Annotated in this window: 24 protein-coding genes; 16 read left to right on the top strand and 8 right to left on the bottom strand. The window is 63.5% G+C overall.

Annotated features, from left to right (window positions below):
- Positions 1–32: 32 nt before the first annotated feature.
- Both ACFODV_RS14690 and pepQ read right to left on the bottom strand, forming a co-directional pair.
- Positions 33–1,067 carry a hydrolase gene (locus ACFODV_RS14690; RefSeq protein ID WP_379760734.1) on the bottom strand — a complete coding sequence of 345 codons (1,035 nt, stop codon included), beginning with the start codon at positions 1,065–1,067 and terminating at the stop codon, positions 33–35.
- 7 nt (positions 1,068–1,074) lie between these two features.
- Complete coding sequence (pepQ, locus tag ACFODV_RS14685; RefSeq protein ID WP_379760732.1) at positions 1,075–2,370, bottom strand: Xaa-Pro dipeptidase; 1,296 nt, start codon at positions 2,368–2,370, stop codon at positions 1,075–1,077.
- Positions 2,371–2,514: 144 nt separating this feature from the next.
- Between pepQ and ACFODV_RS14680 the strand changes: the two genes are divergently transcribed.
- The gene (locus ACFODV_RS14680) at positions 2,515–2,982 is read left to right on the top strand and encodes a cytochrome c (RefSeq protein ID WP_379760730.1); all 468 of its coding nucleotides are present in this window, start codon (positions 2,515–2,517) and stop codon (positions 2,980–2,982) included.
- 1 nt (position 2,983) lies between these two features.
- On the opposite strand, the gene can is transcribed toward ACFODV_RS14680, so the two are convergent.
- Positions 2,984–3,631 (bottom strand): carbonate dehydratase, encoded by a 648-nt coding sequence (gene can, locus ACFODV_RS14675; protein ID WP_379760728.1) that lies wholly within the window; start codon positions 3,629–3,631, stop codon positions 2,984–2,986.
- A gap of 169 nt (positions 3,632–3,800) precedes the next feature.
- Between can and gorA the strand changes: the two genes are divergently transcribed.
- The 3 genes from gorA (at position 3,801) to ACFODV_RS14660 (ending at position 6,455) form a co-directional block, all read left to right on the top strand.
- Positions 3,801–5,180 (top strand): glutathione-disulfide reductase, encoded by a 1,380-nt coding sequence (gene gorA / locus ACFODV_RS14670; RefSeq protein ID WP_379760726.1) that lies wholly within the window; start codon positions 3,801–3,803, stop codon positions 5,178–5,180.
- Positions 5,181–5,303: 123 nt separating this feature from the next.
- Positions 5,304–5,882 (top strand): diaminobutyrate acetyltransferase, encoded by a 579-nt coding sequence (gene ectA / locus ACFODV_RS14665; protein WP_379760724.1) that lies wholly within the window; start codon positions 5,304–5,306, stop codon positions 5,880–5,882.
- Positions 5,883–6,059: 177 nt separating this feature from the next.
- The gene (locus ACFODV_RS14660) at positions 6,060–6,455 is read left to right on the top strand and encodes an ectoine synthase (RefSeq protein ID WP_379760722.1); all 396 of its coding nucleotides are present in this window, start codon (positions 6,060–6,062) and stop codon (positions 6,453–6,455) included.
- A gap of 82 nt (positions 6,456–6,537) precedes the next feature.
- Here the strand turns inward: ACFODV_RS14660 and ACFODV_RS14655 are convergent, their stop codons facing one another.
- Complete coding sequence (locus ACFODV_RS14655) at positions 6,538–7,101, bottom strand: DUF3833 domain-containing protein (protein WP_379760720.1); 564 nt, start codon at positions 7,099–7,101, stop codon at positions 6,538–6,540.
- 267 nt (positions 7,102–7,368) lie between these two features.
- On the opposite strand from ACFODV_RS14655, the gene ACFODV_RS14650 reads away from it, so the two are divergent.
- From ACFODV_RS14650 to yidD, 6 genes are all read left to right on the top strand, one after another.
- Positions 7,369–8,211 carry an ATP-dependent zinc protease family protein gene (locus tag ACFODV_RS14650; protein WP_379760718.1) on the top strand — a complete coding sequence of 281 codons (843 nt, stop codon included), beginning with the start codon at positions 7,369–7,371 and terminating at the stop codon, positions 8,209–8,211.
- 48 nt (positions 8,212–8,259) lie between these two features.
- A complete protein-coding gene (locus ACFODV_RS14645; protein ID WP_379760716.1) occupies positions 8,260–9,765 on the top strand; it encodes a UUP1 family membrane protein in 1,506 nt (501 codons plus the stop codon).
- 5 nt (positions 9,766–9,770) lie between these two features.
- Positions 9,771–10,775: an alpha-L-glutamate ligase-like protein gene (locus ACFODV_RS14640; RefSeq protein WP_379760714.1), complete on the top strand. Its 1,005-nt coding sequence runs from the start codon at positions 9,771–9,773 to the stop codon at positions 10,773–10,775.
- A gap of 67 nt (positions 10,776–10,842) precedes the next feature.
- A complete protein-coding gene (locus tag ACFODV_RS14635; protein WP_379760712.1) occupies positions 10,843–11,316 on the top strand; it encodes a Fur family transcriptional regulator in 474 nt (157 codons plus the stop codon).
- On the top strand, positions 11,313–11,753 hold the full coding sequence (gene hisI / locus ACFODV_RS14630; protein ID WP_379760710.1) for a phosphoribosyl-AMP cyclohydrolase: 441 nt from the start codon (positions 11,313–11,315) through the stop codon (positions 11,751–11,753). Before ACFODV_RS14635 ends, hisI begins: the two co-directional genes overlap by 4 nt.
- A gap of 64 nt (positions 11,754–11,817) precedes the next feature.
- Positions 11,818–12,108: a membrane protein insertion efficiency factor YidD gene (gene yidD, locus ACFODV_RS14625; protein WP_379760912.1), complete on the top strand. Its 291-nt coding sequence runs from the start codon at positions 11,818–11,820 to the stop codon at positions 12,106–12,108.
- Between the two features lie 3 nt (positions 12,109–12,111).
- Here the strand turns inward: yidD and ACFODV_RS14620 are convergent, their stop codons facing one another.
- Together ACFODV_RS14620 and ACFODV_RS14615 are read right to left on the bottom strand one after the other, a co-directional pair.
- Positions 12,112–12,537 carry a SufE family protein gene (locus tag ACFODV_RS14620; protein WP_379760708.1) on the bottom strand — a complete coding sequence of 142 codons (426 nt, stop codon included), beginning with the start codon at positions 12,535–12,537 and terminating at the stop codon, positions 12,112–12,114.
- Between the two features lie 28 nt (positions 12,538–12,565).
- Positions 12,566–13,804 (bottom strand): tyrosine-type recombinase/integrase, encoded by a 1,239-nt coding sequence (locus ACFODV_RS14615; RefSeq protein ID WP_379760706.1) that lies wholly within the window; start codon positions 13,802–13,804, stop codon positions 12,566–12,568.
- A 238-nt stretch (positions 13,805–14,042) separates the two neighbouring features.
- Here ACFODV_RS14615 and ACFODV_RS14610 point away from each other — a divergent pair, with 238 nt between their 5' ends.
- Positions 14,043–15,092, top strand: coding sequence for a DNA-binding protein (locus ACFODV_RS14610; protein ID WP_379760704.1), 1,050 nt, complete (start codon positions 14,043–14,045; stop codon positions 15,090–15,092).
- 20 nt (positions 15,093–15,112) lie between these two features.
- Here the strand turns inward: ACFODV_RS14610 and nfuA are convergent, their stop codons facing one another.
- A complete protein-coding gene (gene nfuA, locus ACFODV_RS14605) occupies positions 15,113–15,703 on the bottom strand; it encodes a Fe-S biogenesis protein NfuA (protein WP_379760702.1) in 591 nt (196 codons plus the stop codon).
- 285 nt (positions 15,704–15,988) lie between these two features.
- On the opposite strand from nfuA, the gene metH reads away from it, so the two are divergent.
- From metH to ACFODV_RS14585, 4 genes are all read left to right on the top strand, one after another.
- The gene (gene metH, locus ACFODV_RS14600; RefSeq protein WP_379760700.1) at positions 15,989–19,702 is read left to right on the top strand and encodes a methionine synthase; all 3,714 of its coding nucleotides are present in this window, start codon (positions 15,989–15,991) and stop codon (positions 19,700–19,702) included.
- Positions 19,703–19,759: 57 nt separating this feature from the next.
- Positions 19,760–21,091: an MATE family efflux transporter gene (locus ACFODV_RS14595; protein WP_379760698.1), complete on the top strand. Its 1,332-nt coding sequence runs from the start codon at positions 19,760–19,762 to the stop codon at positions 21,089–21,091.
- A 134-nt stretch (positions 21,092–21,225) separates the two neighbouring features.
- Entirely contained in the window at positions 21,226–22,878 is a 1,653-nt protein-coding gene (locus ACFODV_RS14590; RefSeq protein ID WP_379760696.1) for a nitrite/sulfite reductase, read from the top strand.
- Positions 22,871–23,389 (top strand): DUF934 domain-containing protein, encoded by a 519-nt coding sequence (locus ACFODV_RS14585; RefSeq protein ID WP_379760694.1) that lies wholly within the window; start codon positions 22,871–22,873, stop codon positions 23,387–23,389. The genes ACFODV_RS14590 and ACFODV_RS14585 overlap by 8 nt, the downstream gene beginning before the upstream one ends.
- 104 nt (positions 23,390–23,493) lie before the next feature.
- Here ACFODV_RS14585 and smrA read toward each other — a convergent pair whose 3' ends face one another.
- Positions 23,494–24,087, bottom strand: coding sequence for a DNA endonuclease SmrA (gene smrA, locus ACFODV_RS14580; protein ID WP_379760692.1), 594 nt, complete (start codon positions 24,085–24,087; stop codon positions 23,494–23,496).
- Between the two features lie 135 nt (positions 24,088–24,222).
- Here smrA and ACFODV_RS14575 point away from each other — a divergent pair, with 135 nt between their 5' ends.
- Positions 24,223–24,666, top strand: coding sequence for a gamma-glutamylcyclotransferase family protein (locus tag ACFODV_RS14575; protein ID WP_379760690.1), 444 nt, complete (start codon positions 24,223–24,225; stop codon positions 24,664–24,666).
- Positions 24,667–24,692 lie beyond the last annotated feature (26 nt).

Here is a 24,692-nt window from a genome sequence, read left to right as displayed (position 1 = left end):
CTTCCCGCCAATAGCTGAGCCTCTCACCGCCGTCAGCGGAACGGCGGTTCGCTCTCGGCAGGCAGACGACGAGGCCGGCCAGATAATGTCGGTGTCCAGTCTTCGAGCTGGCGAGTCACTCGGCGCGCCAACCACGAGCGCCATCGCCCGTCGCGCCATTCCATGAACCCTACATGGCCCCCGCAACGGGCCAGTTCGACCCGTACCGATTCGCCCGGAGCCGGTAGTCGGTCGAACAGATCCGGCGGCATAAAAGGGTCATCCTCGGCGTGAAGGACCAGGGTGGGCAGTTCCAACTGACCCAGCCAGCGGCCCGCGGAGGCGCGGCGGTAGTAGTCTGCGGCATCGCGAAAACCGTGAAGCGGGGCGGTGACGACATCGTCGTAGTCGCGCAGGGTGCGCAGCCCCCTGAGCCGCTCGGTGCTGAGATCCAGCGGGAGGTCTGCTAGCCGACGGGCCGTCTTGGCCTTCAGCGAGGCAAGCAGATGGCGCTGGTAGACTCGGGAGAAGCCCTGCTGCAGGCAGTCGGCGCTGGCCGACAGATCCAGCGGGGCGCTGATGGCGATGGCACCGGCCAGGTCCAGGCCGTCGCCTCCCTGTTCGGCCACCAGCTTGACCAGCATGTTGGCGCCCAGGGATACCCCCGCGGCAACCTTGAGTGCGCGCGGGTAGCGATGGGCCAGTTGGCCAATCAGCCAGTAGGCGTCGGCGGTATCGCCGCTGTGGTAGGCACGGGGCAGACGGTTGGGCAGGCGCCCGCAGCCGCGGAAGTGCATCAGCACTGCCCGCCATCCCAAGGCGTCGGCCGCGGCCAGCAGTTCCCGGGCATAGGGGGAATCGAAGGAGCCCTCGAGGCCGTGGAAGAGAATGAACAGCGGCGCGGCGGTATCCTCGGGGCCTGGCGTCACCCAGGTAAGCTCCACGATGTCGCCGTCTGGCAGCGTCAGCGTTTCCCAGCGATGGGGCAAGCGACGGCGTGGCAGCAATCGAGGCAGCAGTGTCTGGACGTGGCGGTTGGCCAGCCCGGCGGGGGGCACAAAGTCGGCACGATGCAGCTGACCGATCATGGCGGGCTCATGGCTCCTGGGGAGTGAGATTGTCGGGGCCGGCTGCGGTCACCAGGACGTTGTCCTCGATGCGGATGCCGCCATGGTCGGCCAGTTGGTCCACTCGGTCCCAGTTAACCTCGGGACGATGGCGATGTGTCTCAAGCAGCATGGGGATGATATAAAGCCCCGGCTCCACGGTAACTACCATGCCGACCTCCAGTTCCCGGGTCAGGCGCAGCGCCGGGTGCTCGGCAGGAGGCGGCCGCCGCTGGCCGGTGGCGTCGACGAGGCCGGCCACATCGTGGACCTGCGCGCCGAGCAGGTGGCCGAGCCCGTGGGGGCAAAAGGCCTGGGTGAGGCCGCTTTCCAGCACCGACTCGATGGAAGCGTTCACCAGTCGCTGTTCCACCAACAGCGCGGCGAGCCCCTCATGCATGCGCCGGTGCAGATCCACATAGCTGACCCCGGGGGCGAGCTGGGCGATCAGGTCGTGCTGAAGCGAGGTGACGCCATCGATCAGCGGCGTGAACTCGGCGACTGAGTCATGTCCCGGCCAGGTGCGAGTGATATCGGCGCAGTATCCCCGATAGCGGACGCCGGCATCCAGCAGAAGGCTACGTCGTTTCTCGGGGGCCACCGTGTCGTAATGCTGGTAGTGAAGCACGCCGCCGTGGGCGTTGAGCCCAACGATATTCGGGTAGGGCAACTCGCTCTCGCGTTGGCGAACGCCGCCCAGATAGGCCAGTTGGATGTCGAACTCCGCACCGCCAGCATCAAACGCCTCCCGTGCGGACAGGTGGCCCGCCATGGCCTGGTGGTTAGCATTGCGCAAACAGCTTACCTCGTAGGCGCTCTTGCGCACCCTCAGCTCGTTCAGGGCTGCGACCAGGCCGGAAGGATTGGCCTCGGCGCCCATGACCTGCGCCATACCATCGGAGATCTCGCCGAGAACGGCGAAGCGCCCCGGTGGCAGGGCAGGGGGCTCATGAGTCTTGCGCGGCTCGACCCGGAACCGCTCGACCCAGGGCTCCTCTGGCAGGTAGGCAGGAAGGTGCCAGATGTCTGCCGGAGAATGCAGGTAGAGCGTCGATGGCTCGCCGAGGCGCACCATCACCCAGCTGTGAGCCAGATGTGCCTGGCCGGTCAAGTGCACGAAATGGCCGTAGGCGGTGAAGGTGGCGTGTTGGTCATCGCCAAAATGGCGAGCGGGCTGGCCGCTGAAGACCAGTACGCCATCGAACTTATGGACCGCCAATGCCTCATGGTAGGCCTGCAGCAGGGCATCCAGATGAGCATGCTGCTGGCGTTCACATTCGGTCATAGCATCGAACTCCATGCGCGTTGGGTGCCGAGACATTCGCCTGATGCATTGTAGCCTTCCTTTCACTGGCCGGGCAGGGCAGACAGGGCTCGGTTCGACTGGCATGATGCGCAGCGACGATTCACAGAAGAGGATTTCATATTGATGATGCGGACATCGCTGATTGCTGTCTTTGCCCTGGGGCTGGCCGGCCCGCTGCAGGCCGAGACACCCGATGACGAGGGCCCGCAATTCGACGATCCTCGCCATGCCGTGAGCTGGCGGCGCGAAGAGCTCAAGGGCATAGAGCGGCTGGTTCGACAGCTGCGTTTTGATCTGGTCAACAACCGTGACGCCCGGGGTGCCGAGCCCCGACTGGACGAACTGGCCAAGCTTGCCACCGGTAAGCATCTGCTGCCCGCCTTCATAGAAGGTAGCCATGGGCAGGGGTCAGAGGCGCGTGCACGCATCTGGGAAGAGTGGGAGGAGTTCGAGGCAGGTTTCTCGGCCCTGGAGGAGCGGGTCGCTGCCTTGCGCGAGGCCGCCGAGGCAGAGGATTACCGCCTGGCGACCCGCGAGCTTTCCGATCTCAGCCTGACATGCCGCAGCTGCCACCGGCGTTACCGCTACTAGCCTATCCGGCCGGAGAGAGGCCCTCAATGAGATAGAGGGCCTCGATCTGGTCAAGCCCCGAGATGCTGCAGTTCAGGTCCTTGACCCGGCCATCCGCCAGTCCATAGACCCAACCGTGCACCGACACCTCTTGGCCGCGCTGCCAGGCATGCTGAACGATCTTGGTCCGAGACAGGTTCATCACCTGGGCCTCGACGTTGAGCTCGCAGATGCGATTTATCTGCTCACTGAGGGGAAGAGATTTGATCGAGGCGCGATGACGGCTGTAGAGCTCGCGCACCGAATGCAGCCAGATGTCCACCATGCCATTGTCGCCTCCGACAACTGCGGCCCGAACTCCCCCGCAGCCGTAATGCCCCACCACCATGATGTGGCGCACGCCTAGTACCTCGATGGCATACTGAAGCACCGAGAGAGCATTCAGATCGTTGTGGTGGACCAGATTGGCCACATTGCGGTGCACGAAGACCTCGCCTGGCGGCAGCGAGATGATCTGGTTGGCCGGCACGCGACTATCGGAACAGCCGATCCACAGATAGTCAGGGTTCTGCTGCCGAGAGAGGCGTTCGAAGAACTCCGGGTCGTCGCGGCAGACCTTCTCGGCCCAGACGCGGTTGTTTTCCAGCAGGCCTTCGATGTCCTTCTTCATTTTGTGACGCTCGTATCAGGGGTGGGGCGCGGGTTCTGCGATCACTGGCGAAGCTTTTTACCCGGTTAATACACGCCGGGTCAAATCGCCACCTGCCGAGGAACAGAGGCGACTGCTATCATGGCGCTAAGGCTCATCATGCCTCTGGCCTCAGCAACAGGAGAATTTCGTGTCCGACAATACTGGCTCCCACTATGATTGGGATCTCTTCGTGATCGGCGCCGGCTCCGGCGGCGTACGCGCGGCTCGCACCGCGGCGGCGATGGGCGCACGGGTTGCCGTGGCCGAGGACCGCTACCTCGGCGGCACCTGTGTGAATGTGGGTTGCGTGCCCAAGAAGCTTTACTCCTATGCCGCTCATTTCCATGACGCCTTCGAAGACGCCGGCGGCTTCGGCTGGCAGCTGTCCGAGGAGCCAACGTTCGACTGGGCAACCCTGCGCGACAACAAGGTGGGGGAGATCAAGCGCCTTAACGGCATATATGGTCGCCTGCTGGAGGGCGCCGGGGTGCGCCTGATTCAGGGCCGAGCCCGCGTCCTCGACCCTCACACCGTCGAGGTGGCCGGTGAGACATATAGCGCTGAGCGAATCCTGGTGGCCGTGGGCGGCTGGCCCTGGGTGCCCGAATTCCCAGGCAGTGAGCTGACCCTGACCTCCAACGAGGTGTTTGACCTGGACACCTTCCCTGAGCGTTTCCTGGTGCTGGGCGGTGGTTACATCGCCGTGGAGTTTGCCAGCATCTTCAATGGACTGGGTAGCCAGGCCCACCTGATCTATCGCGGTGAACTCTTCCTGCGCGGTTTCGACCAGCAGGTACGCGAGTTTACCCGAGACCAGATGGCCGCCAAGGGCGTCAACCTGCATTTCGATACCAACATTGAGCGCATCGATCAGCGTGAGAGCGGGTTGGCGGTCACTCTGACCAGCGGTGAGGTGCTTGAGGTGGATGCGGTGTTGGCCGCCACGGGGCGCCGGCCGCATCTGGAGAGTCTCGGTCTTGACGCTCTGGGGATCGCGCTCGCCGACAGCGGCCACGTGAAGGTCAACGATCGCTTCGAGACCTCGCTGCCCTCGATTCTGGCGCTGGGCGATGTGACCGGTGGCCCCGAACTGACACCGGTAGCCCTGGCCGAGGCAATGCACCTGGTGGCTCATCACTTTGGCGACACCCCGCCGGCTGCACCTCTGGACTACCGCAATATTGCCACCGCGGTGTTCTGCCACCCCAACATCGGCACCGTGGGACTTTCAGAGGAGGAGGCCCGCTCGCAATGTGGTGACATCCGTGTGTATGTCACCGATTTCCGTCCCATGAAGCATACTCTGTCGGGAAGCCAGGAGCGCTGCCTGATGAAGCTGGTCGTGGACGATGCCAGCGACGTGGTGGTGGGTGCCCACATGGTGGGCGAGGAGGCAGGGGAGGTGATCCAGGGCATCGCCATCGCCGTTCGTGCGGGTCTTACCAAGGCCGATTTCGACGCTACCGTGGGCATTCATCCCACCGGGGCCGAGGAGTTTGTCACCCTGCGCACGCCGTCGCGGCGTTAAGCTGACTCTTTCATGCTGCACATAATATTTTATTATGGATGACGCCTTGGAAAATAACGCCAAATTTGAAAAAAAGCTCATCGTTGGTATGATATTTCACAAATTCGCACAGCGAACCTGACCATGACGACAACTTCCGAGCCCTTTACTCCGTCCTCCGACCTTGCCCGCCCTAGCGTGGCAGACGCCGTCGTCGGTGCTGACAGTTCTTCGCTGTTCATTCGCAAGCCCAACCCGGACGACGGTTGGGGTATCTATGAGTTGGTCAAGTCCTGCCCCCCGCTGGACGTTAACTCGGCCTATGCCTACCTGCTGTTGGCGACCCAGTTCCGCGACAGCTGTGCGGTGGCGACCAATGAAGAGGGTGAGATTGTTGGCTTCGTTTCCGGCTATGTGAAGAGCAATGCACCGGACACTTATTTTCTCTGGCAGGTAGCAGTAGGAGAGAAGGCCCGAGGCACCGGCCTGGCCCGGCGCCTGGTTGAGGCCGTCATGTCGCGACCCGAGATGGTCGAGGTGCATCACCTCGAGACCACCATCACCCCCGATAATCAGGCCTCTTGGGGGCTGTTTCGTCGCTTGGCCGGCCGCTGGCAGGCGCCGCTCAACAGTCGTGAGTACTTCTCCACCGACCAGCTGGGGGGAGAACACGACCCGGAGAACCTGGTACGCATTGGTCCATTCCAGACCGACCGAATCTGAGCCCTCTGGAGATCTGCCGTTACCTTTTCCGTAACGCTAACCATCAGAGCCTGGACATTCGGGAAGAGAGCGCCAGGCAGGTGCTTAAGTGATAATCTGAACCGACTGCCCTTGCGGGCTGTGCCATGGGCGGGTCTGGCGACCCCCCGTTACGACTACAACTACCGGAGTTGATCCATGATCGTTCGCAATCTCGAGGAGTGCCGTACTACAGACCGTCTGGTCAAGGCCGAAAACGGCAACTGGGATAGCACCCGCTTGAGCCTGGCCGATGACGGCGGCAACTGTTCTTTCCATATCACGCGGATCTATGAAGGCACGGAGACCCATATCCACTACAAGCACCACTTCGAGGCGGTATTCTGCATCGAAGGGGAAGGGGAAGTGGAGACCCTGGCCGACGGCAAGATCTGGCCTATCAAGCCGGGCGACATCTACATTCTCGACCAGCATGATGAGCATTTGCTGCGTGCCAGCAAGACCATGCATCTGGCCTGTGTCTTCACGCCGGGCCTGACCGGTAAAGAAGTCCACCGTGAGGATGGGTCCTACGCACCCTCCGACGAAGGCTGAGCCTGATAGGCTGATCCGAAGAGTGACACGAAAGCGCCCCCGACACCTCAGGTGTCGGGGGCGCCTGCATTCAGGAACTTAATTAATCGCCGTCGTCTGAACGGGTGCCGAGTCGTTCGAAGACAATCGTGATCTCAGCCAGGGTCAAGCCAAACTTCTTCATTGATGTGCGGTTGATCAGTCGTCCGTCAGGCTGGAGATACATCCAGTCGTCCATGGTAAAGGTGATCTCACGTCCTGAGACCTCCACGGGAAGCCGGTAGGTCATGTTGAAGGCATGTCCGGCCTGGCGGGCTTGCACGGGCCCCTCGACGTCGTTGGCGCTACCCATCCAGAGGCCATCATCCTGGCGCTGAAAGGTCCAGACGCGGCGATCGGTCTCGCCATCGTCATAGACGAAATGCTCATCGAGCACCAGAGTGGTGCCGTCGTGTTCGCCGTCGATGTCGACCACGAAGCGGCGCTGCACTTCTCCGCGGTAGTCCTGGACCATGCCCCAGGCGCGAGTTTTGCCCTCGAAGTACTCGCCAATATCAAGCACCGGCGTGGTGTCCGCGTAGCGGTCAACGTCGACGCTGCTGCAACCGGTCAAGAGTAGGGCAAGCAAAGTGACCAGCAGAGGGTATAGCCGCAATTTTCGATACATTGATCGTTCCTCGTAAAGGATGTGTGAAAATTTCTCCCATCCTAGCCTTGGATAAGGCCAAGAACCAGAGGAAACCTCCAGGCAAGATGTGGGCATCCTTGAGTTCGCATAATGTATATTATGTTAAATTGACGTGATGGCGACGCGTTACCTGCCGTGCACCATTGTGGTTTTTCCGCGATTTCCTCTGCGCCGGTTGGACAAGCCAACCAAGGACTCCTTATGATCACGCGATACGCGACCGACCCCAAGGAACCTCCCTGCCCCATGTCACGACGTTTGCTCTCCATCGGTGCTGTCTTACTCGGTCTGCTGCTGATCTCCGGTTGCGCCATGCCCATCGAGCCAAGCGAGCCAGAACCCGTCCTGGGTCCGGACGAATTCGCGATGCGCATCGATCGTCTGGAATCTGATCTGGCGGCCCGCTGTGACCTGCCGCTGTCGAGTCTCGCCGAGAATGCCCGTCTTCAACAGACCCTGGTGGCCGACGTGCGCGAGGTCGGGAGCCTGCTGCGCCACCTGCGTGCCGACGTCGAGCGGCTGGAACTCGCCGAGACCGCGCCGCCAGTGATCACCCAGGAGTGCACCGCCGACGACCTGGGCCTGGCCAACAAGGCCGTGGTTGGCCGCAGCGAATGGATCGGGCTGCAGGACGTGGGCACCTACCTCAAAGCGCGCATCGACTCCGGCGCTAACACCTCATCGCTGTCGGCTAGCGAGATCACCCGCTTCGAGCGCGATGGCGCTAACTGGGTCCGCTTCAAGCTGGGCGTCACCGCAGATGACGTGATAGTCGAAGACGTTCGCGACGAATGGATTGAGGCGCCGGTAGAACGTCGGGTGCGCATCGTTCAGGCCGTTGGCGAAGCGTCCCGCCCGGTGGTTAGCCTGATGATGACCCTGGGGCCAATCCGTGAACTCGTTGAATTCACCCTGAACGACCGTACCCATCTCAACTACCCCGTCCTGCTCGGACGACGTTTCCTGATGGATATCGCGGTGATCGATGTAGCCGAGATCTATCTCCATGAGCGGCCCGAGTTCCCAGGCGGACGCCCGGCCGACGAGGCCGAAGTCGACGAGAATGATCGCGACGACGAAGAACGCTAAGAAGCCCCTGCGCTAGCGTTCTGTCTGCTGCTTTCCCAAGGAAGCCCCATGTCACGACTGCCCTTCTATCTGCTTGTCGGCCTGCTGATGGTGGCCGGCATTGGCCTCAGCGTGCATCGTCACATCACCCTCGAGGTGCCCTGGACGCCGGGCGAACAGCGCGAGGTATGGGAGATCGAGGCGCTGATCAACTTCACTGCTCAGGATGGCCCGGTGCTGGTCAACATGGCGCTGCCTACCCGTCAGCAGTCCTTCCGGCTGCTGACCGAGCATACCGCCTCGCCGGGCTATGGCCTGGCCTTTCTGGAAGAGGCTGGCGGTCGCCGCGCTCAGTGGTCCATTCGCGAGGCTTCCGGCAGCCAGCAGCTCTACTACACCACTCAGATGCTGGTGACCCCGGACGCCAGCCCTCCCCAGATCGAACCACCGGAACTGCGCAACGACATCATCTGGGAACGCCCTTACGACACCGCGGCGGCCCAGATGATCGAACGCGCCTGGAACCGCAGCGCCGACGGCGCCACCTTCGCCCGCGAGTTGATCCGCGACTTCGGCGACGAACGCCAGGGCGAAAATTCTCGCCTGCTGCTGACCCAGTTCGAACGCGGCCCGCTGCTGGTCCGCTTGCTCAATCAGGCCGGTGTGCCGGCCCGAGAGGTCAGCGGACTGGTGTTGGAAGACGCCCGCCGGCGACAGACCCTCAGCCAGTGGGTGCAGGTATTCGACGGCGAACGCTGGGCCCTGTTCGATCCGGCCACTGGCGAACAGGGGCATCCCGACAATCTGCTGCTCTGGGAAGCGTCCGGCCAGGCGGTGCTCGAAGTCCAGGGAGGAACCAACTCACGAGTCACCTTCTCGATGCTTAGCCGCAACCAGCCAGCGGCCGCCGCGGTGCGCAGCCAGCTGGCCGAGGAAACCCTGCTCACCTTCTCCATTCATAGCCTGCCCCTCGAGGAGCAAGCGCTGTTCCAGACGATCCTGCTGATCCCCATTGGCGCCCTGGTCGTGGTGCTGCTGCGGATTCTGGTGGGTATCAGCACTTCCGGCACCTTCATGCCGGTGCTGATTGCACTGGCCTTTATTCAGACCACCTTGGTCACCGGCCTGGTCGGCTTCCTGCTGGTGGTGGCGGTAGGCCTGGTGATCCGAAACTACCTTTCCTATCTCAACCTGCTGTTGGTGGCGAGAGTGTCGGCGGTGATCATCACGGTGATCGCCATTATCTCGCTGTTCTCTGTGCTCTCCTTCCGCTTCGGTCTCAATGCGGGGCTGACGATTACCTTCTTCCCGATGATCATCCTCGCCTGGACCATCGAGCGTATGTCGATCCTCTGGGAGGAAGAAGGCCCCAGGGAAGTCCTGATCCAGGGCGGCGGTAGTCTTCTCACTGCAGTGATCGCCTTTCTGGCCATGACCAATCCCTGGGTGCGCCATATCACCTTCAACTTCCTGGGCGTGCAGATGATTCTGATGGCGCTGATCCTGCTACTCGGCAACTATACCGGCTACCGGCTGCTCGAGCTGCGCCGCTTCAAACCGGTCACCGAGGATTGAACGCCATGTGGCACTGGACGATGCGAACCTGGACGTCACCGGCGAAGCTGCGCGCCAAGGGCATCATCGGCATGAACCGTCGCAATATCCGCTATATCGGTCGCTACAATAAGCGACGTCTCTATCCGCTGGTGGACGACAAGCTCAAGACCAAACTGCTGGCTCAGCAGTACGGCATCACCACGCCGGCTCTGATCGGCACCGTAGCTACCCAGTTTGGCGTCAAGCAACTGCGCGAGATGCTGAGCGGCCACGATGGGTTCGTGATCAAGCCGGCCAAGGGCAGCGGCGGCAAGGGAATCCTCGTGATTGAACACGTCGAGGAAGGCGTCTTCGTCAAGCCCAGTGGTGCCCGGCTGACTCTCCAGGATGTCGAGCGCCACGCCTCCAATATTCTTTCGGGCCTTTACTCCCTGGGGGGCTCCCCCGATGTGGCGGTGGTCGAGGCGCTCATCAACTTCGACGAGAGACTGGCGGAGTACACCTATGAGGGTGTGCCCGATATCCGCGTCATCATCTTCCTCGGCTACCCGGTGATGGCGATGATGCGTCTCTCCACCGCGGCCTCGGACGGCAAGGCCAACCTGCATCAGGGTGCCGTGGGGGTAGGGCTGGATATCGCTACCGGCACCGCCATCCGCGGCGTACAGTTCGACCGCACCCGACTTGACCACCCGGACACCGGCCACGAACTGGCCAGCCTGCATATCCCCGACTGGCAGACCCTGCTGCTGCTGGCCGCCGGCTGCTATGAAATGACCGGGCTGGGCTACCTGGGCACCGATGTGGTGCTGGACCGCGACCACGGTCCCATGCTGCTGGAGCTCAATGCGCGTCCTGGCCTGGCCATCCAGATGGCCAACGGCGAAGGGCTGCGCCGACGGCTGGATTTGATCGAGCAGCAGCCGCGCGGAGTGCCCCCCGAGGAGCGTGTGGCTTTCGCCCAGCACCACTTCGCCCGCCGCAGCGAACTCGAAGGCAGCCCCGGCTCGACCGCCGAGGCCTGCTGACACCCGCTGGCCCGGTTGGGGTCCGGCGCGTAGAATAGCCACTTCATTTCGTCAGTTGATGGTCGTCATGCCAGACTCCCGTGCCCTGCTGGACCAGGCAGCGCAGCAGTGCCAGCAGCGCGGCGCGCGCTTCACACCGATTCGGCGGCGCGTGCTGGAGATGATCGCCGAGACGCCAGGCAGCCTGAAGGCCTATGATCTGCTGGACCGCCTGGCCGAGGAGCATGCCGCGGCCCGGCCGCCCACCGTCTATCGTGCACTGGAGTTCCTGATCGACCAGGGCCTGGTGCACCGCATTGAGTCCCTCAATGCCTACGTGGCGTGTCCCTGCCCGGAGCATGTGCATGGGTTTCAGCTGCTGATCTGCCGCCACTGTGGCCGGGTCGAGGAGCTGCATCTGGATGAAATCAACGACCACCTGGCGCGCCGCGCCAGAGAGCTGGGCTTCGAGATCCAGCGTCAGACCATAGAGCTGCTGGGCCAGTGTGACGCCTGCCGACAGGCCTCCGAGCGCCCTGCCGCCCCTGCGGAGCTTCCATGATCGATACCTTCAAGACCCTGGAACGGGCCGACTTCGATAGCCGCCATCCCCTGACCCAGGTGCTCGACGCCGCACGCTTCAATGCCGACGGCCTGATGCCCGCTATCGCCCAGCAACATGACACGGGGGAGGTGCTGATGATGGCCTGGATGAATCGCGAAGCGCTGATGGAAACCCTGCGCACCGGCCGAGTCTGCTACTGGTCTCGTTCGCGGGGCAAGCTGTGGCGCAAGGGGGAAAGCTCCGGCCAACAGCAGCACCTCCGGGCCGCCGCGCTGGACTGCGACGGCGACACCCTGCTGCTGCAGGTGGATCAAACCGGTCCCGCCTGTCATTCCGGTCGGCGTAGCTGTTTTTATGTGGCCCTGGAGGGCAACGAGGCAAGGATTGCCTCGGCCCCGCTGATCGACCCCGACACCCTTTACGGCAAGGCCTGAGATGCCCTGTCTCGCCGCCTGGCTGGCCCGGCTATTGCGTGCCCTGCGCTACGGCGTTGGCTGGATGATGATTGGCCTGGTCAAGGTCTACCAGATGACGCTGAGCCCGCTGCTCGGGCCTCGTTGCCGCTACTGGCCGAGCTGCTCGCACTATACGGTGGAGGCGATTCAGGTGCATGGCCCGCTCAGGGGCGGGCTGATGGCCGCGCGGCGCATTGCCGTCTGCCATCCCGGCTGCGAGGGAGGCATCGACCCGGTGCCCGGCGGGCCCAGCGAGCAGCTTTGCCGCGAGGACCCGGAGCTGGACGAGAACTTTCGCCCGCGTGAACGCGAATGTGAGCGAGATAACGCCTAGGGATCAGGCGGCTTCCTGCTCGGCTACCTCGTAGATGCGCTTGAGCATGGCCTCCAGGCCATTGCTGCGCGTCGGCGAGAGATGCTTGTCGAGTCCCAGATCCGCCAGAAAATGCGGGCTGGTGCCTCGAATCTCGTCGGCGGTCCGGTCGCTATAGATGCGCATCAGCACGGCGATCAGCCCGGATACGATGGCCGCGTCGGACACGGCATCGAAGTGAATTCGATCGCCCTCGCAGCGGTGGTTCATCCAGACATTGGACTGGCAGCCCTGGATCTTGAACTCATGGCTTTTCCACTCTTCGGGGAAGTCCGGCAGCGCCTTGCCCATGTCGATGATGTACTGATAGCGGTCCATCCAGTTGTCGAACATCTCGAACTCGTCGCGTAGCGCCTGCTGCGCCTGCTCGGCAGTGGCTTCGGTCGTCATGGGATCTCCTTCCTGGTCGGTGCTGTGATTATACCGGCTCGCTGCGGTGCGCGTCCGCTACGGGTGCCAGACGATGTATCGACTGCTGGCGATGCCAGGCCTCATCCTCGGCATGCAGGTATCGGGAGGTAGTGTCCAGGCGCGAATGGCGGGCAGTGGCGGCCAGGTAGCGCAGTTCCACGCCGGCCTGAGCCTGGTGGGTCAGCGCCGTATGTCGTAGCCAGTGGGGCGTAGCGGCCCGCAGGCGCGTGGCCCAAAGATAGCCACCCTCCCCTTGTTCCGCCTCCAGCGCATCGGCGGCCTCACGAAAAGTATCTCGGATCAGCCGATAGAGGCGGTTATCGCCCAGGCCGCGCCGGCCATCCAGGGCGCGCAATAGAGGTGTGGCGTCGTCCGGCAGCGGCTCGGTGGCAAGCCCCAGGGCCAGACGCCACTCCGTCAGCAGCGCAACCATATCCGGCGGCACCGGAATCACCGCCAGCTTGTCGCCCTTCCCGGTCACCCGCCACCACCAGCGCCCCTCGCGGCGATGGAAATCCCCCATGCGCGCCTCAGTCATCTCGCCGATGCGCGGAGCCAGCAGGTAGGCGAAGCCAAACGCCAGCCGACGGCGATGCTGCTCGAAGCACTGGCGCGGCGACGCTTTCTCTTCCCTCGGCCGGTCGAGCCCGCGGTTCAGCCAGGACCAGAACCACTCCCAGAGTGGACGCTCCAGGTAGCGCTCGATGCCGCCCTGGCGGTTGTCCAGGCGCCGCCGTTTGTCGCGCATCAGCCTGAACGGGTTGTGCGCGACCCACCCTGCCTCGACCAGCCACGCGAACATGCCCTGCAGGATGACCAGGCTCTGGCGACGGCTAGCGGGTGCGAGCGGCCCGCGAAAGGGCCGCCAGTCGGCGGCGTGACGAGGCTTGGGCGGTCCGATCCAGCGCTCCCGAGGCTGCGGGTTGGCCAGGAAAGCCTCGAAGGCGTCGAGATGGTCGCGCCTCACCTCGCCCAGGCTCAGGTCCTGCTCTGCCAGCCAGAGCAGCAGGCGCTCGGCCTCGCGTCGGTAGGCACGCTGGGTCTGGAAGCTTGCCCGGTACTCGGCGAGCCACTGCCCTACCGCCTCCACGTCGCTGCTGGCAGGGATATGGCTGCCCTGCCCTGCCTTGTTGGCCTGCGGCGGCTCTCCTGACAGCGGTTCTACTGACAGCCTCTCTACAGGCAGCCCCTCTACGGGAAAAGGCTCCAGCGCCTGGTGCGTCACGTGCTTCTGCGGCTTATCCATGATGTCTCTGGTTTATCTCTCTGCAGGTCTCCTGACGAGGAGTATCGCGCTGCGCGTTCTATAAAATCAAGATAAGCCGGGTAATCTTGATTTTATAGGCATCATCATAGTGTAAATTACATATTACGTAATATGTAATAATCTTTCTTTTCGCCTTCTGTCGCGCTATGCTGCGCGTCTCAGGGCAGCGACGTGGGGCTCAGCCTCTCGTGAGCCTGTATCGACAAGGAGAGGTGTGATGGCGCGCAGCGGTGTGCAGTTCGAGGACGTGCAGCGAGCGATCGATGACCTGATGGCGCGCGGCGAGTCGCCCAGCGTGCAGAAGGTGCGGGAAGTGCTGGGCACCGGCAGCTTCACCACCATCAGCGACCACCTTCGGGAATGGCGCACCCGGCGCGAGGAGAACCGTGATGTGCCCCCGCCACGCGGCATGCCAGGCGTTCTTCAGGAGTTGGCCGAGGGGCTGTGGCACAAGGCCCAGGAGAGTGCCAACGAGACGCTGGCCCATTATCGCGAGGAAGCCGATCGCCGCGTTGAAGAGGCCGAGGCGCGAGTCGCCGAGGCGCGACGCCTAGCCGAGGACGCCCAGCAACGGGAGTCCGCCCTGGCGACTCACCTGGCGTCAACCGAACAGCGTCTGGAAGCGCGTGGCACGGCCCTGGCCCGCGCCGAGACGCAGCGAGAGCAGCTCGACGAGACGTTCCGCCGTTTGGAGACTCGATACGCCGAACAGGAGGGACTGCTGGCACGCATCCGCGGCGAGATGGCCCAACAGGCCGTCGACCATCAGCAAGCCGTTGACGTCATGGAGGCGCGCCAACGAGAACGTCTTGTCAGGGAAGAGCAGCGCCATGAGAGCGCCGAGGCCCGGCTGATGGGGCTACTGGACGAGGCTAGACAAGAGCGTCAGGCTGCTGAAAAATCCGCTGCGGAACGGGAGAAGCAATCCGGCGTGCGTCTGGAACGCCTGGAGCGGCAATTCATTGAGGCGCGAGGGAAGCTGGCCGAAGAAGAGAAGCGCCACCGTGAGGTCGACTGGGCGCGTCGCCAGGCGGAAACCCTGGCCGACACCCGTCAGCACGAGCAGGCCCTGCTTCAGGCGCGCATCGACGAGCAGAAGCACCTGCTGGAGGAACAGGCCCGCCGCCTGCGAGATCTGGAGCAGCAGCTCCACCGCTGCCTGTGGCAGACCCCGCCCGCGCGTGAAAAAGCGGAAGAAAAAGGCGGTGACGTCGATGACGACAACCAAAAAGGCCCCGCCGCAGCGGAGCCTTCAGAAACATCGTGATATCGACTTATCGGTAGAACTTATCGGTAGTAGGCGTTGGTGGTATCCGTATGGTCGGTGACATCGCGGATGCCGGCCAGCTCTGGAATGCGCTCCATCAGCGTTTTCTCGACGCCGTCCTTAAGCGTCAGGTCCACCGCCGCACAGCCCTGGCAGCCGCCTCCGAAGGCCAGTACTGCGACCTGCTCCTCGGTAAGCTGCACCAGCTTGATCTCTCCACCGTGAGCGGCAAGGCCGGGATTGATCTCGCTGTAGAGGATGTAGTTGATGCGGTCCTCCATGGGGCTGTCGGCGTTCACCTTGGGCATCTTGGCGTTGGGCGCCTTGATGGTCAGCTGACCCCCCATGCGATCCTTGTTGAAGTCGACCACCGCCTCATCGAGAAACGGCAAGCTGTTCTTGTCCAGGTGGACCGAGAGCTTGGGCAGCTCGAGATGCTCGTCGGTAGGCTCCTCTTCACCCGGCCGGCAGTAGGCCAGGCAGGTCTCGGCATAGGGCGTGCCGGGCTGGGTGATAAAGATGCGCACGGCAATACCCTCGACGTTCTGCTTCTCAAGCAGCTCGGCGAGGTAGTCCTGGGCGCTGTCGGTGATCTGAATGGGTTGGCTCATGGCGTTCTCGCTGGTCGGGCTGCGGCCTGGGAAACTCCTCCGACAGGCCGCGCGTCAGGGATTGTCTACCCACCATGGTAAGGCAGCGAGCCAGAACTGACAATCCCGAGTGAATTGGTTGGTCTTTGTGCCACGACCTGCCCCTGGACAGCGCCTTTTGGTAACATGACCGCATTTATGGTCGCCCACTGATTGCAGGAACCGCTGCAACAGACAGAAAACGCCTTGAGGCGTTCGTGCGGCTCTGCCCCTGGATGCGAATTTCGCTGGAGACAAGACCTGCCCATGGCCGCCCTTCCCACCGCCCAGACCGCTACCCTGATCGACAGTCTCAATGAACGGATTCTCATGCTTGATGGGGGCATGGGCACCATGCTTCAGAATGCCGGGCTGTCGGAAGCTGATTTCCGCGGCGACCGCTTTGTCGACTGGCCCTCGGACCTCAAGGGTAATAACGACCTGCTGGTGCTTACCTGCCCCGATCTGGTCGCGCGCATTCACCGCGAGTATCTCGAGGCCGGCGCCGATATCGTCGAGACCAATACCTTCAACAGCACCCGCCTTTCCCAGGCCGACTACGGCATGGAAGCGCTGGTGATCGAGCTCAACCGCGAGGCTACACGCCTGGCCCGCCAGGTGTGTGACGCCGTCGCCGCGGAAACCGGCGTCCCGCGCTACGTGGCCGGGGTGCTGGGTCCTACCTCGCGCACCGCTTCGCTATCACCGGATGTCAACGACCCGTCAAAACGCAACGTTACCTTCGATGCGCTGCGCGAGAACTACTTTGAGGCCGCCGAAGCGCTGATCGAGGGTGGCAGCGACCTGATCCTGATCGAGACCATCTTCGATACCCTCAACGCCAAGGCGGCGATCTATGCCCTGGAGGAGCTGTTCGAGGACCGGGGTGAAAGGCTCCCGGTGATGATCTCCGGCACCATTACCGACGCCTCCGGCCGCACCCTTTCCGGTCAGACCACCGAGGCGTTCTGGAATTCGGTCCGTCATGCCCGTCCTCTCAGCGTCGGCCTCAACTGTGCCCTGGGGGCCGAGGAGCTACGACCCTACGTGGTGGAGCTGTCCACCAAAGCGGACACCTTTGTTTCCGCCCACCCCAACGCCGGCCTGCCCAACGAGTTCGGCGAATACGACCAGACCCCCGAAGAGATGGCGGCCATCGTCGGCGAGTTCGCCGAGAGCGGCCTGGTCAACATCATCGGCGGATGCTGCGGCAGCACACCGGAACACATCGCAGCCATCCACGGAGCGATTCAGGGATTGGCGCCGCGCCGGGTCCCGGAGATTTCGAGAGCCTGTCGCCTGTCGGGCCTGGAGCCCTTCAACATGGGGGTCGACTCGCTGTTCGTCAACGTTGGCGAGCGCACCAACGTTACCGGCTCGGCCCGCTTCAAGCGCCTGATCGTGGAGGAGGATTACACCACTGCCCTTGAAGTGGCGCTTGAGCAGGTGGAGAACGGCGCTCAGGTCATCGACATCAACATGGATGAAGGCATGCTGGAGTCCCAGGAGGCCATGGTGCGCTTCCTGAACCTGATCGCCGGCGAGCCTGATATCGCCCGGGTGCCGATCATGATCGACTCCTCCAAATGGGAGATCATCGAGGCGGGGCTGAAGTGCGTACAGGGCAAGGCGGTGGTCAACTCGATCTCAATGAAGGAGGGAGAAGAGGCCTTCCGCGAGCAGGCGACTATCTGCCGTCGCCACGGCGCCGCCGTGGTGGTCATGGCCTTCGACGAGGCTGGCCAGGCCGACACCTTCGCGCGCAAGACCGAGATCTGCCAGAGAGCCTACCGGCTGCTGGTGGACGAGATCGGCTTTCCGGCGGAAGACATCATCTTCGATCCCAATATCTTCGCCATTGCCACCGGCATCGAGGAGCACGACAACTACGCGGTGGATTTCATCGATGCCACACGCTGGATCCGTGAGCATCTTCCCTACGCACTGGTCTCGGGGGGCGTGTCCAACGTCTCCTTTTCCTTCCGCGGCAACAACCCGGTGCGCGAAGCGATCCATTCGGTATTTCTCTACCACGCGATCCGCGCGGGCCTGAGCATGGGCATCGTCAACGCCGGCCAGCTGGCGGTCTACGACGACCTGCCGGAGGAGCTGCGAGAGGCGGTCGAGGATGTGGTGCTCAATCGCCGCAGCGACAGTACCGAGCGGCTGGTGGACCTCGCCGACAAGTACAAGGGCGATGGCTCGGGGCCGGCCAAGAAGGAGGACCTCGAATGGCGCTCCTGGCCGGTCAACAAGCGCATCCAGCATGCCCTGGTCAAGGGGGTGACGGTCTATATCGAGGAGGACACCGAGGCGGCGCGCGCCGCTGCGACCCGTCCCATCGAGGTGATCGAAGGACCGCTGATGGACGGCATGAACGTAGTGGGCGATCTGTTCGGCGCCGGCAAGATGTTCCTGCCTCAGGTGGTCAAGTCGGCCCGGGTCATGAAGCAGGCAGTGGCCTACCTGATTCCCTATATCGAAGCGGAGAAGAGCGAGCTCGCGTCAGAAGATCAGCAGGCCAAGGGCAAGATCGTCATGGCCACGGTGAAGGGCGACGTTCACGATATCGGCAAGAACATCGTCGGGGTGGTCCTGCAGTGCAACAACTACGAGGTGATCGATCTCGGCGTGATGGTACCGGCCGAGAAGATTCTGCAGACCGCCCGCGAGGTCAACGCCGACATCATCGGCCTCTCCGGCCTGATCACCCCGTCACTTGACGAAATGGTTCACGTGGCCAAGGAGATGCAGCGTCAGGGCTTTCATCTGCCGCTGCTGATCGGCGGTGCCACCACCTCCAAGGCGCATACCGCGGTAAAGATCGAGCCCGGTTACGAACATCCGGTGATCTATGTCACCGATGCGTCCCGTGCCGTGGGCGTGGCCGGCAAACTGCTCTCACCCGGTCTCAAGGAGGCCTATGTGGCGGAGATTCGCGGCGAGTACGAGCAGGTCAGAGAGCGTAACGCCAAGCGTCGCCCCAAGGCCGCCGATCTCACTTATGCCGAGGCCCGCGCGCGCAAGTTCGTCATCGATTGGACGAGTTATACCCCGCCGCGGCCGGCCTTTACCGGCCTCCAGGTGTTCGAGGACTACGACCTCGCCGAGCTGGTGGAGCGTATCGACTGGACACCCTTCTTCATGAGCTGGCAGCTGGCGGGCAAGTATCCGAAGATCCTCGATGACAAAGTGGTCGGCGAAGCGGCACGCCACCTGTTCGATGATGCCCAGGCGATGCTGCGCAAGCTGATCGTCGAGAAGCGGGTGCAGGCGCGCGGTGTGATCGGCCTGTGGCCGGCCAACAGCGTCGACGACGACGTCATCGAGGTCTATGCCGACGAATCACGACAGGAAGTGGTTGAACGACTGCACCACATTCGTCAGCAGTCGACGAAGAATCGCGACGGGGTCTGCTACAGCCTGGCCGATTTCATCGCGCCCAAGGAGAGCGGCAAGCCCGACTGGATCGGCGGCTTTGCGGTCACCGCGGGCCACGGCGTCGAGGAACTGGCCGAGCACTACAAGGCCGCCGGCGACGACTATAACGCTATTCTCGTTCAGGCCCTGACCGATCGCCTCGCCGAGGCCTTCGCCGAACGCATGCACGAGCGGATACGCAAGGAGTCCTGGGGCTATGTGCCAGAGGAATCGCTGGACAATGACGCGCTGATCGCCGAGAAATATCAGGGCATCCGGCCTGCTCCCGGCTACCCGGCCTGCCCGGACCATACCGAGAAGGCCACCCTGTTCCGCCTGCTAGACGCCGAAGCCAACAGCGGCCTGACCCTCACCGAGAGCTTCGCCATGTGGCCGGCGGCGGCGGTGGCCGGATGGTACTTCTCGCATCCGCAGTCGAAGTACTTCTCCACCGGCAAGATCACCCGGGATCAGGTCGAAGCGCTGGCAGAGCGCAAGGGCATGACGCTGAAGGAGATGGAGCGCTGGCTCTCGCCGGTGCTCTCCTACGACCCGGCCTGATCGGCCTCGCCAGCCGCTAGAGGGCCCGCCAGGCGGGCCCCGACCCGACGGAACCTCATGCTGTTGCCCGAGCCCACTCGACGCCAGACGATCCTGCGTCTCGCCCTGCCGATCATCGCCGGCATGCTCTCCCAGAGCCTGATCAATCTGATCGATGCCGCCATGGTGGGGTCGCTGGGCGAGGTGCCGCTGGCCGGCGTCGGCATCGGCGGCTATGCGATGTTCCTGATCACCTCTCTGGTGTTCGGGCTCTCTTCCGGGGTGCAAGCCCAGACCGCCCGTCGCCACGGCGAGGAAGCCTGGGAAAGTCGCGCCATACCACTGAATGCGGGCCTGGTGATCGCCGTCATCTTGTCACTTCCTATCACGGTGCTTTGCCTGTGGCAGGCGCCGCGTCTGCTGGCGCTGATCAACCAGGATCCCGCGGTGAACACGGTAGCCGTGGAGTACTTCCGCTGGCGGGTGCTGTCCCTCGTTGCCGTAGCGATGATCTTCTGTTTCCGGGGCTTCTGGAACGGCATCCAGCAGACTGGTATCTACCTGCGCATCATCCTGATGATGCACGTCATCAACGTGGCAACCAGCCTGGCGCTGATCTTCGGCTACCTGGGTTTGCCCACCATGGGAGCGGCCGGTGCCGGCGCCGGCACCAGCCTGTCGCTATTTGCCGGCCTTGTTATCTGGGTGGTGCTGAGCGCTCGTCATGCCGCTGGCAGCGGCTTTCTCGGCAGCTTCCCGGGGCGACTTACTTTCGCGACCACCCTTCGTCTGGCAGCGCCTCACTCCTTCCAGCAGCTGTGGTTCGCCGCCGGCTACGCCGTGCTGTTCTGGATCCTGGGCCAGATCGACACCTCGAGCGTCGCCGTGGGCCACGTACTGGTCAACCTCTCGCTGCTGCTGATTCTGCCGGGCGTGGGGCTGGGCATGGCCGCCATGAGCCTGGTGGGTCAGGCGCTGGGCCGTGAGGCCCACGGCGATGCCCACCGCTGGGGCTGGGAAGTGGTTCACCTGGCCTGGCTTTGCCTGACCAGTTTGGCGCTGCCCATTGTGCTCTTTCCCGAGGCGGTGCTCGGGCTGTTCCTTCACGACCCCGCGCTGATCAACCTGGGCCGGGTGCCACTGCAGCTCACCGCGCTGATGATCGTGATGGATGCCGCCGCCCTGGTGCTGGCCCAGGCACTGCTCGGCGCAGGCGCCAATCGCATCGTGATGACCACGACCCTGAGCCTGCAGTGGCTGGTGTTCCTGCCGCTGGCCTGGTGGATCGGGGTGAGCCTGGAGCAAGGCCTGCTCGGGATCTGGTGGGCGCAGCTTGGTTATCGCTGTCTCAACTCCGCCTGGTTCGCCATTATCTGGCAGCGACGCCGTTGGCTGCGTATCCAGGTATGACTCGCCGCCTCCATCAGATGGGTAATTACTTTTTACATAAAAACTATAAGTATTTATTCTTTCCAAGAATAAAGCCGGCCGCGTATGGTGCCCCTACAGGCACTGCCACCCTTCACTGCAGCAGGAACGGCTGAATGTACCGCTACGATAGCTACGACCAGACGCTTGTGGATGAGCGCGTCGCCCAGTTCCGCGATCAGATGGATCGCTATCAGGACGGCCGACTCGGAGAGGAAGAATTCCGTCCGCTGCGTCTGCAGAATGGTCTCTATATCCAGAAATATGCGCCCATGCTGCGCATCGCCATTCCCTACGGCATGCTATCAAGCACTCAGCTCAGACGCCTGGCGTCGATCACCCGCCGCTATGACCGCGGTTACGGCCACTTCACCACGCGCCAGAACCTGCAGCTCAACTGGCCGGCACTGGAGGACGTTCCCGATATCCTCGGAGAACTCGCCGAGGTGCAGATGCATGCCATCCAGACCAGTGGCAACTGCATCCGCAACACCACCAGCGACCAGTTCGCGGGCATCGCCGCCGACGAGGTGGAAGACCCGCGTCCCTGGTGTGAACTGATCCGTCAGTGGTCGACCCTGCATCCTGAATTTGCCTTCCTGCCGCGCAAGTTCAAGATCGCCGTGACCGGAGCCGCCGCCGACCGCGCCGCCATTCAGGTCCACGACATCGGGCTACGCCTGTGGCACGACGCCAGTGGCGACGTGCGGGTCAAGGTTCTGGCCGGCGGCGGTCTGGGCCGCACGCCGATGATTGGGGAAGTCGTCCGCGGGGACCTGCCCTGGCAGCACCTCCTCACCTACCTCGAAGCGATAGTCCGGGTCTATAATCAGTTCGGCCGCCGCGACAACAAGTTCAAGGCGCGCATCAAGATCTTGGTCAAGGCGCTGGGTGTGGAGGAGTTTGCCCGCCGCGTCGAGGAAGAGTGGGTCCACCTCAAGGATGGGCCTCAGACCCTCACCCGGGCCACCGTGGAGGCCGCCGGAGCCCACTTCGAGGAGCCGCAGCGCCGACCGGTGAGCGAGGCCGCCATCGCCGAGTTCGAGCGCCTGCGCGGCGATAATCGGGCCTTCGCACGCTTTGTCACCAACAACGTCACCGATCACAAGGTGCCGGGCTACAAGGCCGTGACCCTGTCGCTCAAGCGCCGCGAGCACGCTCCGGGCGACGTCACCGCCGATCAGCTTGACGCCGTCGCCGATCTGGCCGAACGGTACAGCTTCGGCGAGACCCGGGTGACCCACGAACAGAATCTGGTGCTCTCCGACGTGGCGGTAGATGAGTTGGAGGACCTGTGGAAGGCGCTCGATGAACATGGCATGGCCAACCCCACCGTAGGTACCCTCAACGACATCATCTGTTGCCCCGGGGGAGACTTCTGCGGCCTGGCCAATGCTGTGTCGATCCCCATTGCCCAGGCACTTCAGGAGCGTTTCGAGGATCTCGACTTCCTCTACGACCTGGGGCCTCTGGATCTCAATATTTCTGGCTGCATGAACGCCTGCGGCCACCACCATGTGGGCCACATCGGCATCCTCGGCGTCGACAAGAAGGGCGAGGAGTACTATCAGATCTCGCTGGGCGGCAACGCCACCGACGATGCCTCCCTGGGCAAGATCCTCGGTCCCTCCTTCTTCCGCGAAGATGTTCCCGAGGTGATCGACAAGATCCTAAAGGTGTATGTCGAGCAGCGTCATGACGATGAACACTTCCTCGACACCTATCGCCGAATCGGCCACAAGTCCTTCAAGGAGCGGGTCTATGCCTGATCGCCATCTGGAACCGACACGCACCCTGATCAAGCTGGGCCAGCCGGAACAGGACGAGTGGGCGCTGTCGCGCGTGGAAGAGGGACTGCCGAGTCGCCGCCCCGTGATCGTGCCCCTGGCGCTGTGGCGCGAGCATGGCGAAGAGCCCGGCCTCGCCCCCTGGCTGACCAGCGACACCGAAATCGACGCCCCCCTGGCCGCTGAACTGTCACGGGCACCGCTGGTGGCTATCGACTTTCCGGCCTTCACCGATGGTCGTGGCTATACCCTCGCTCGCTTGCTGCGCGAACGGCACGCCTACCGCGGTGAGATTCGGGCGATCGGCGACGTTCTGGTCGACCAGCTCTACTACATGACCCGCTGCGGCTTCGATGCCCTGGCGCTGCGCGAGGACCAGCACCTGGAGGATGCCCTGCGGGCGCTGGGCGCATTCAGCGTCAGCTATCAACCGGCGGTGGACCAGTCGGAGGCACTCTTCGAGCGCCGCCTGCGCGAGAACGACCAGGCCTGAAGCCGACCGGCGTATCCTCTGGGCGGCCCCGACAATCTTCGGGGCCGCTGAAGGACGCCTGCGCCTGCGTGACTGAGCGATTTCCGCTCCTCTTTCCAGGCCCCCTATCCCCGCCGTTTCTGCTGCCTCTCACGGTTGGCGGACTTCGCCCGTTCGCTCTTGCGCAGCATCACCCAGGTGGCGCCGAGGCCGCCATCGGAGGGTTGGGCCGAAACGAAGGCCTGCACCTCGGGAAACTGGGTCAGCCACTTGGCCAGGTAGGAGCGCAGCACATTGGGCGGACGATCGATGGCCTGGCCGCGACCGTGGATGATCAGCACAGAGCGCAGGTCGTGAGCGAAGGCTTCATGGATGAAGGGCGGCAGCGCCCGACGACACTCCTCCAGCGGGCGGCGCAGCAGGTGAAGCCGCGCCTGATCCGCATAGCCGCCGTGGCGCAGACGGTCCACCACCGCCTGTTGGATACCGTCTCGACGAAACTCTAGGGGATCAAAGGGCGGCACCAGGTCAACGAAGTCGTCGGAAAGAAAACCGTGGCCTTCTAGTTGCGCGGCGGCACTCTCGCGGCGGGCCAGCTGCGCCTCGCTGGGTGAACGCCGGCTGTGGCCGGGATCGGCTCGATTGCCGGTCCGGGGGAGCGGACGCACATCCCCCATGAGAGCCTGGAAATCGAGGTCGTAGCACGCCTGCCGGGTCATGGGGCACCTCACGATCGTCGGGTGAATGCTTATCCTAGCAGAGGGTTCGCCCTGGCTTAAGTCGTCGAACGCCGAGGCCGGACAAGGGCCCCCTGGCGTGGCAGGATGGGACTCCCCCATGCCGGAAGGAGCCCCATGCGACGCCTTCACCTGTTGTTCGCCGCCCTGCTGGGCCTGCCGCTTGCCGTGGCCGGTTGGCTGTGGCTTACCATGCTCAGCCCTTTCACCTATGATCGACCCGACCATCTGGCACCTATCGAAGCAGGGCCTCACGAGGTCTTTGTCTACGGTACCCTGCGCTCGGGGCTGGTGCGCTGGGTGGTCACCGGCCGCGCCGGCGAATCTCGTGCGGCAACGCTGGAAGACTTTCGACGAACCGCTCTCGACCTGGAGGATGCCCCGGGCGAACGCGTGATCGGCGAGGTAATCACCGTCAGCGCCGAGGAACTGGCCCGGCTCGATCGCTACGAACGGCTGGGCATTCGCTATGAAAGGGTACGCCTCACGCTTGCCGACGGCAGCGCGGCCTGGGTCTATCGGCGCCTGCCGGAGGAAGCCCTCGAGGGAGCTCGGTTGTGAGCGGACCGCGCGCCCTTCTACAATAG

The organism is Halomonas tibetensis, from assembly GCF_042643535.1.
Lineage (GTDB): Bacteria > Pseudomonadota > Gammaproteobacteria > Pseudomonadales > Halomonadaceae > Halomonas > Halomonas tibetensis.
This window is presented reverse-complemented; position numbering and strand designations above follow the sequence as displayed.

Bases quoted from the DNA above. Each gene is read 5' to 3' on its own strand.
- ACFODV_RS14690 (WP_379760734.1), bottom strand. From the start codon at position 1,067: ATGATCGGTCAGCTGCATCGTGCCGACTTTGTGCCCCCCGCCGGGCTG.
- pepQ (WP_379760732.1), bottom strand. From the start codon at position 2,370: ATGACCGAATGTGAACGCCAGCAGCATGCTCATCTGGATGCCCTGCTG.
- ACFODV_RS14680 (WP_379760730.1), top strand. From the start codon at position 2,515: ATGATGCGGACATCGCTGATTGCTGTCTTTGCCCTGGGGCTGGCCGGC.
- can (WP_379760728.1), bottom strand. From the start codon at position 3,631: ATGAAGAAGGACATCGAAGGCCTGCTGGAAAACAACCGCGTCTGGGCC.
- ectA (WP_379760724.1), top strand. From the start codon at position 5,304: ATGACGACAACTTCCGAGCCCTTTACTCCGTCCTCCGACCTTGCCCGC.
- ACFODV_RS14660 (WP_379760722.1), top strand. From the start codon at position 6,060: ATGATCGTTCGCAATCTCGAGGAGTGCCGTACTACAGACCGTCTGGTC.
- ACFODV_RS14655 (WP_379760720.1), bottom strand. From the start codon at position 7,101: ATGTATCGAAAATTGCGGCTATACCCTCTGCTGGTCACTTTGCTTGCC.
- ACFODV_RS14650 (WP_379760718.1), top strand. From the start codon at position 7,369: ATGTCACGACGTTTGCTCTCCATCGGTGCTGTCTTACTCGGTCTGCTG.
- ACFODV_RS14645 (WP_379760716.1), top strand. From the start codon at position 8,260: ATGTCACGACTGCCCTTCTATCTGCTTGTCGGCCTGCTGATGGTGGCC.
- ACFODV_RS14640 (WP_379760714.1), top strand. From the start codon at position 9,771: ATGTGGCACTGGACGATGCGAACCTGGACGTCACCGGCGAAGCTGCGC.
- ACFODV_RS14635 (WP_379760712.1), top strand. From the start codon at position 10,843: ATGCCAGACTCCCGTGCCCTGCTGGACCAGGCAGCGCAGCAGTGCCAG.
- hisI (WP_379760710.1), top strand. From the start codon at position 11,313: ATGATCGATACCTTCAAGACCCTGGAACGGGCCGACTTCGATAGCCGC.
- yidD (WP_379760912.1), top strand. From the start codon at position 11,818: ATGATGATTGGCCTGGTCAAGGTCTACCAGATGACGCTGAGCCCGCTG.
- ACFODV_RS14620 (WP_379760708.1), bottom strand. From the start codon at position 12,537: ATGACGACCGAAGCCACTGCCGAGCAGGCGCAGCAGGCGCTACGCGAC.
- ACFODV_RS14615 (WP_379760706.1), bottom strand. From the start codon at position 13,804: ATGGATAAGCCGCAGAAGCACGTGACGCACCAGGCGCTGGAGCCTTTT.
- ACFODV_RS14610 (WP_379760704.1), top strand. From the start codon at position 14,043: ATGGCGCGCAGCGGTGTGCAGTTCGAGGACGTGCAGCGAGCGATCGAT.
- nfuA (WP_379760702.1), bottom strand. From the start codon at position 15,703: ATGAGCCAACCCATTCAGATCACCGACAGCGCCCAGGACTACCTCGCC.
- metH (WP_379760700.1), top strand. From the start codon at position 15,989: ATGGCCGCCCTTCCCACCGCCCAGACCGCTACCCTGATCGACAGTCTC.
- ACFODV_RS14595 (WP_379760698.1), top strand. From the start codon at position 19,760: ATGCTGTTGCCCGAGCCCACTCGACGCCAGACGATCCTGCGTCTCGCC.
- ACFODV_RS14590 (WP_379760696.1), top strand. From the start codon at position 21,226: ATGTACCGCTACGATAGCTACGACCAGACGCTTGTGGATGAGCGCGTC.
- ACFODV_RS14585 (WP_379760694.1), top strand. From the start codon at position 22,871: ATGCCTGATCGCCATCTGGAACCGACACGCACCCTGATCAAGCTGGGC.
- smrA (WP_379760692.1), bottom strand. From the start codon at position 24,087: ATGACCCGGCAGGCGTGCTACGACCTCGATTTCCAGGCTCTCATGGGG.
- ACFODV_RS14575 (WP_379760690.1), top strand. From the start codon at position 24,223: ATGCGACGCCTTCACCTGTTGTTCGCCGCCCTGCTGGGCCTGCCGCTT.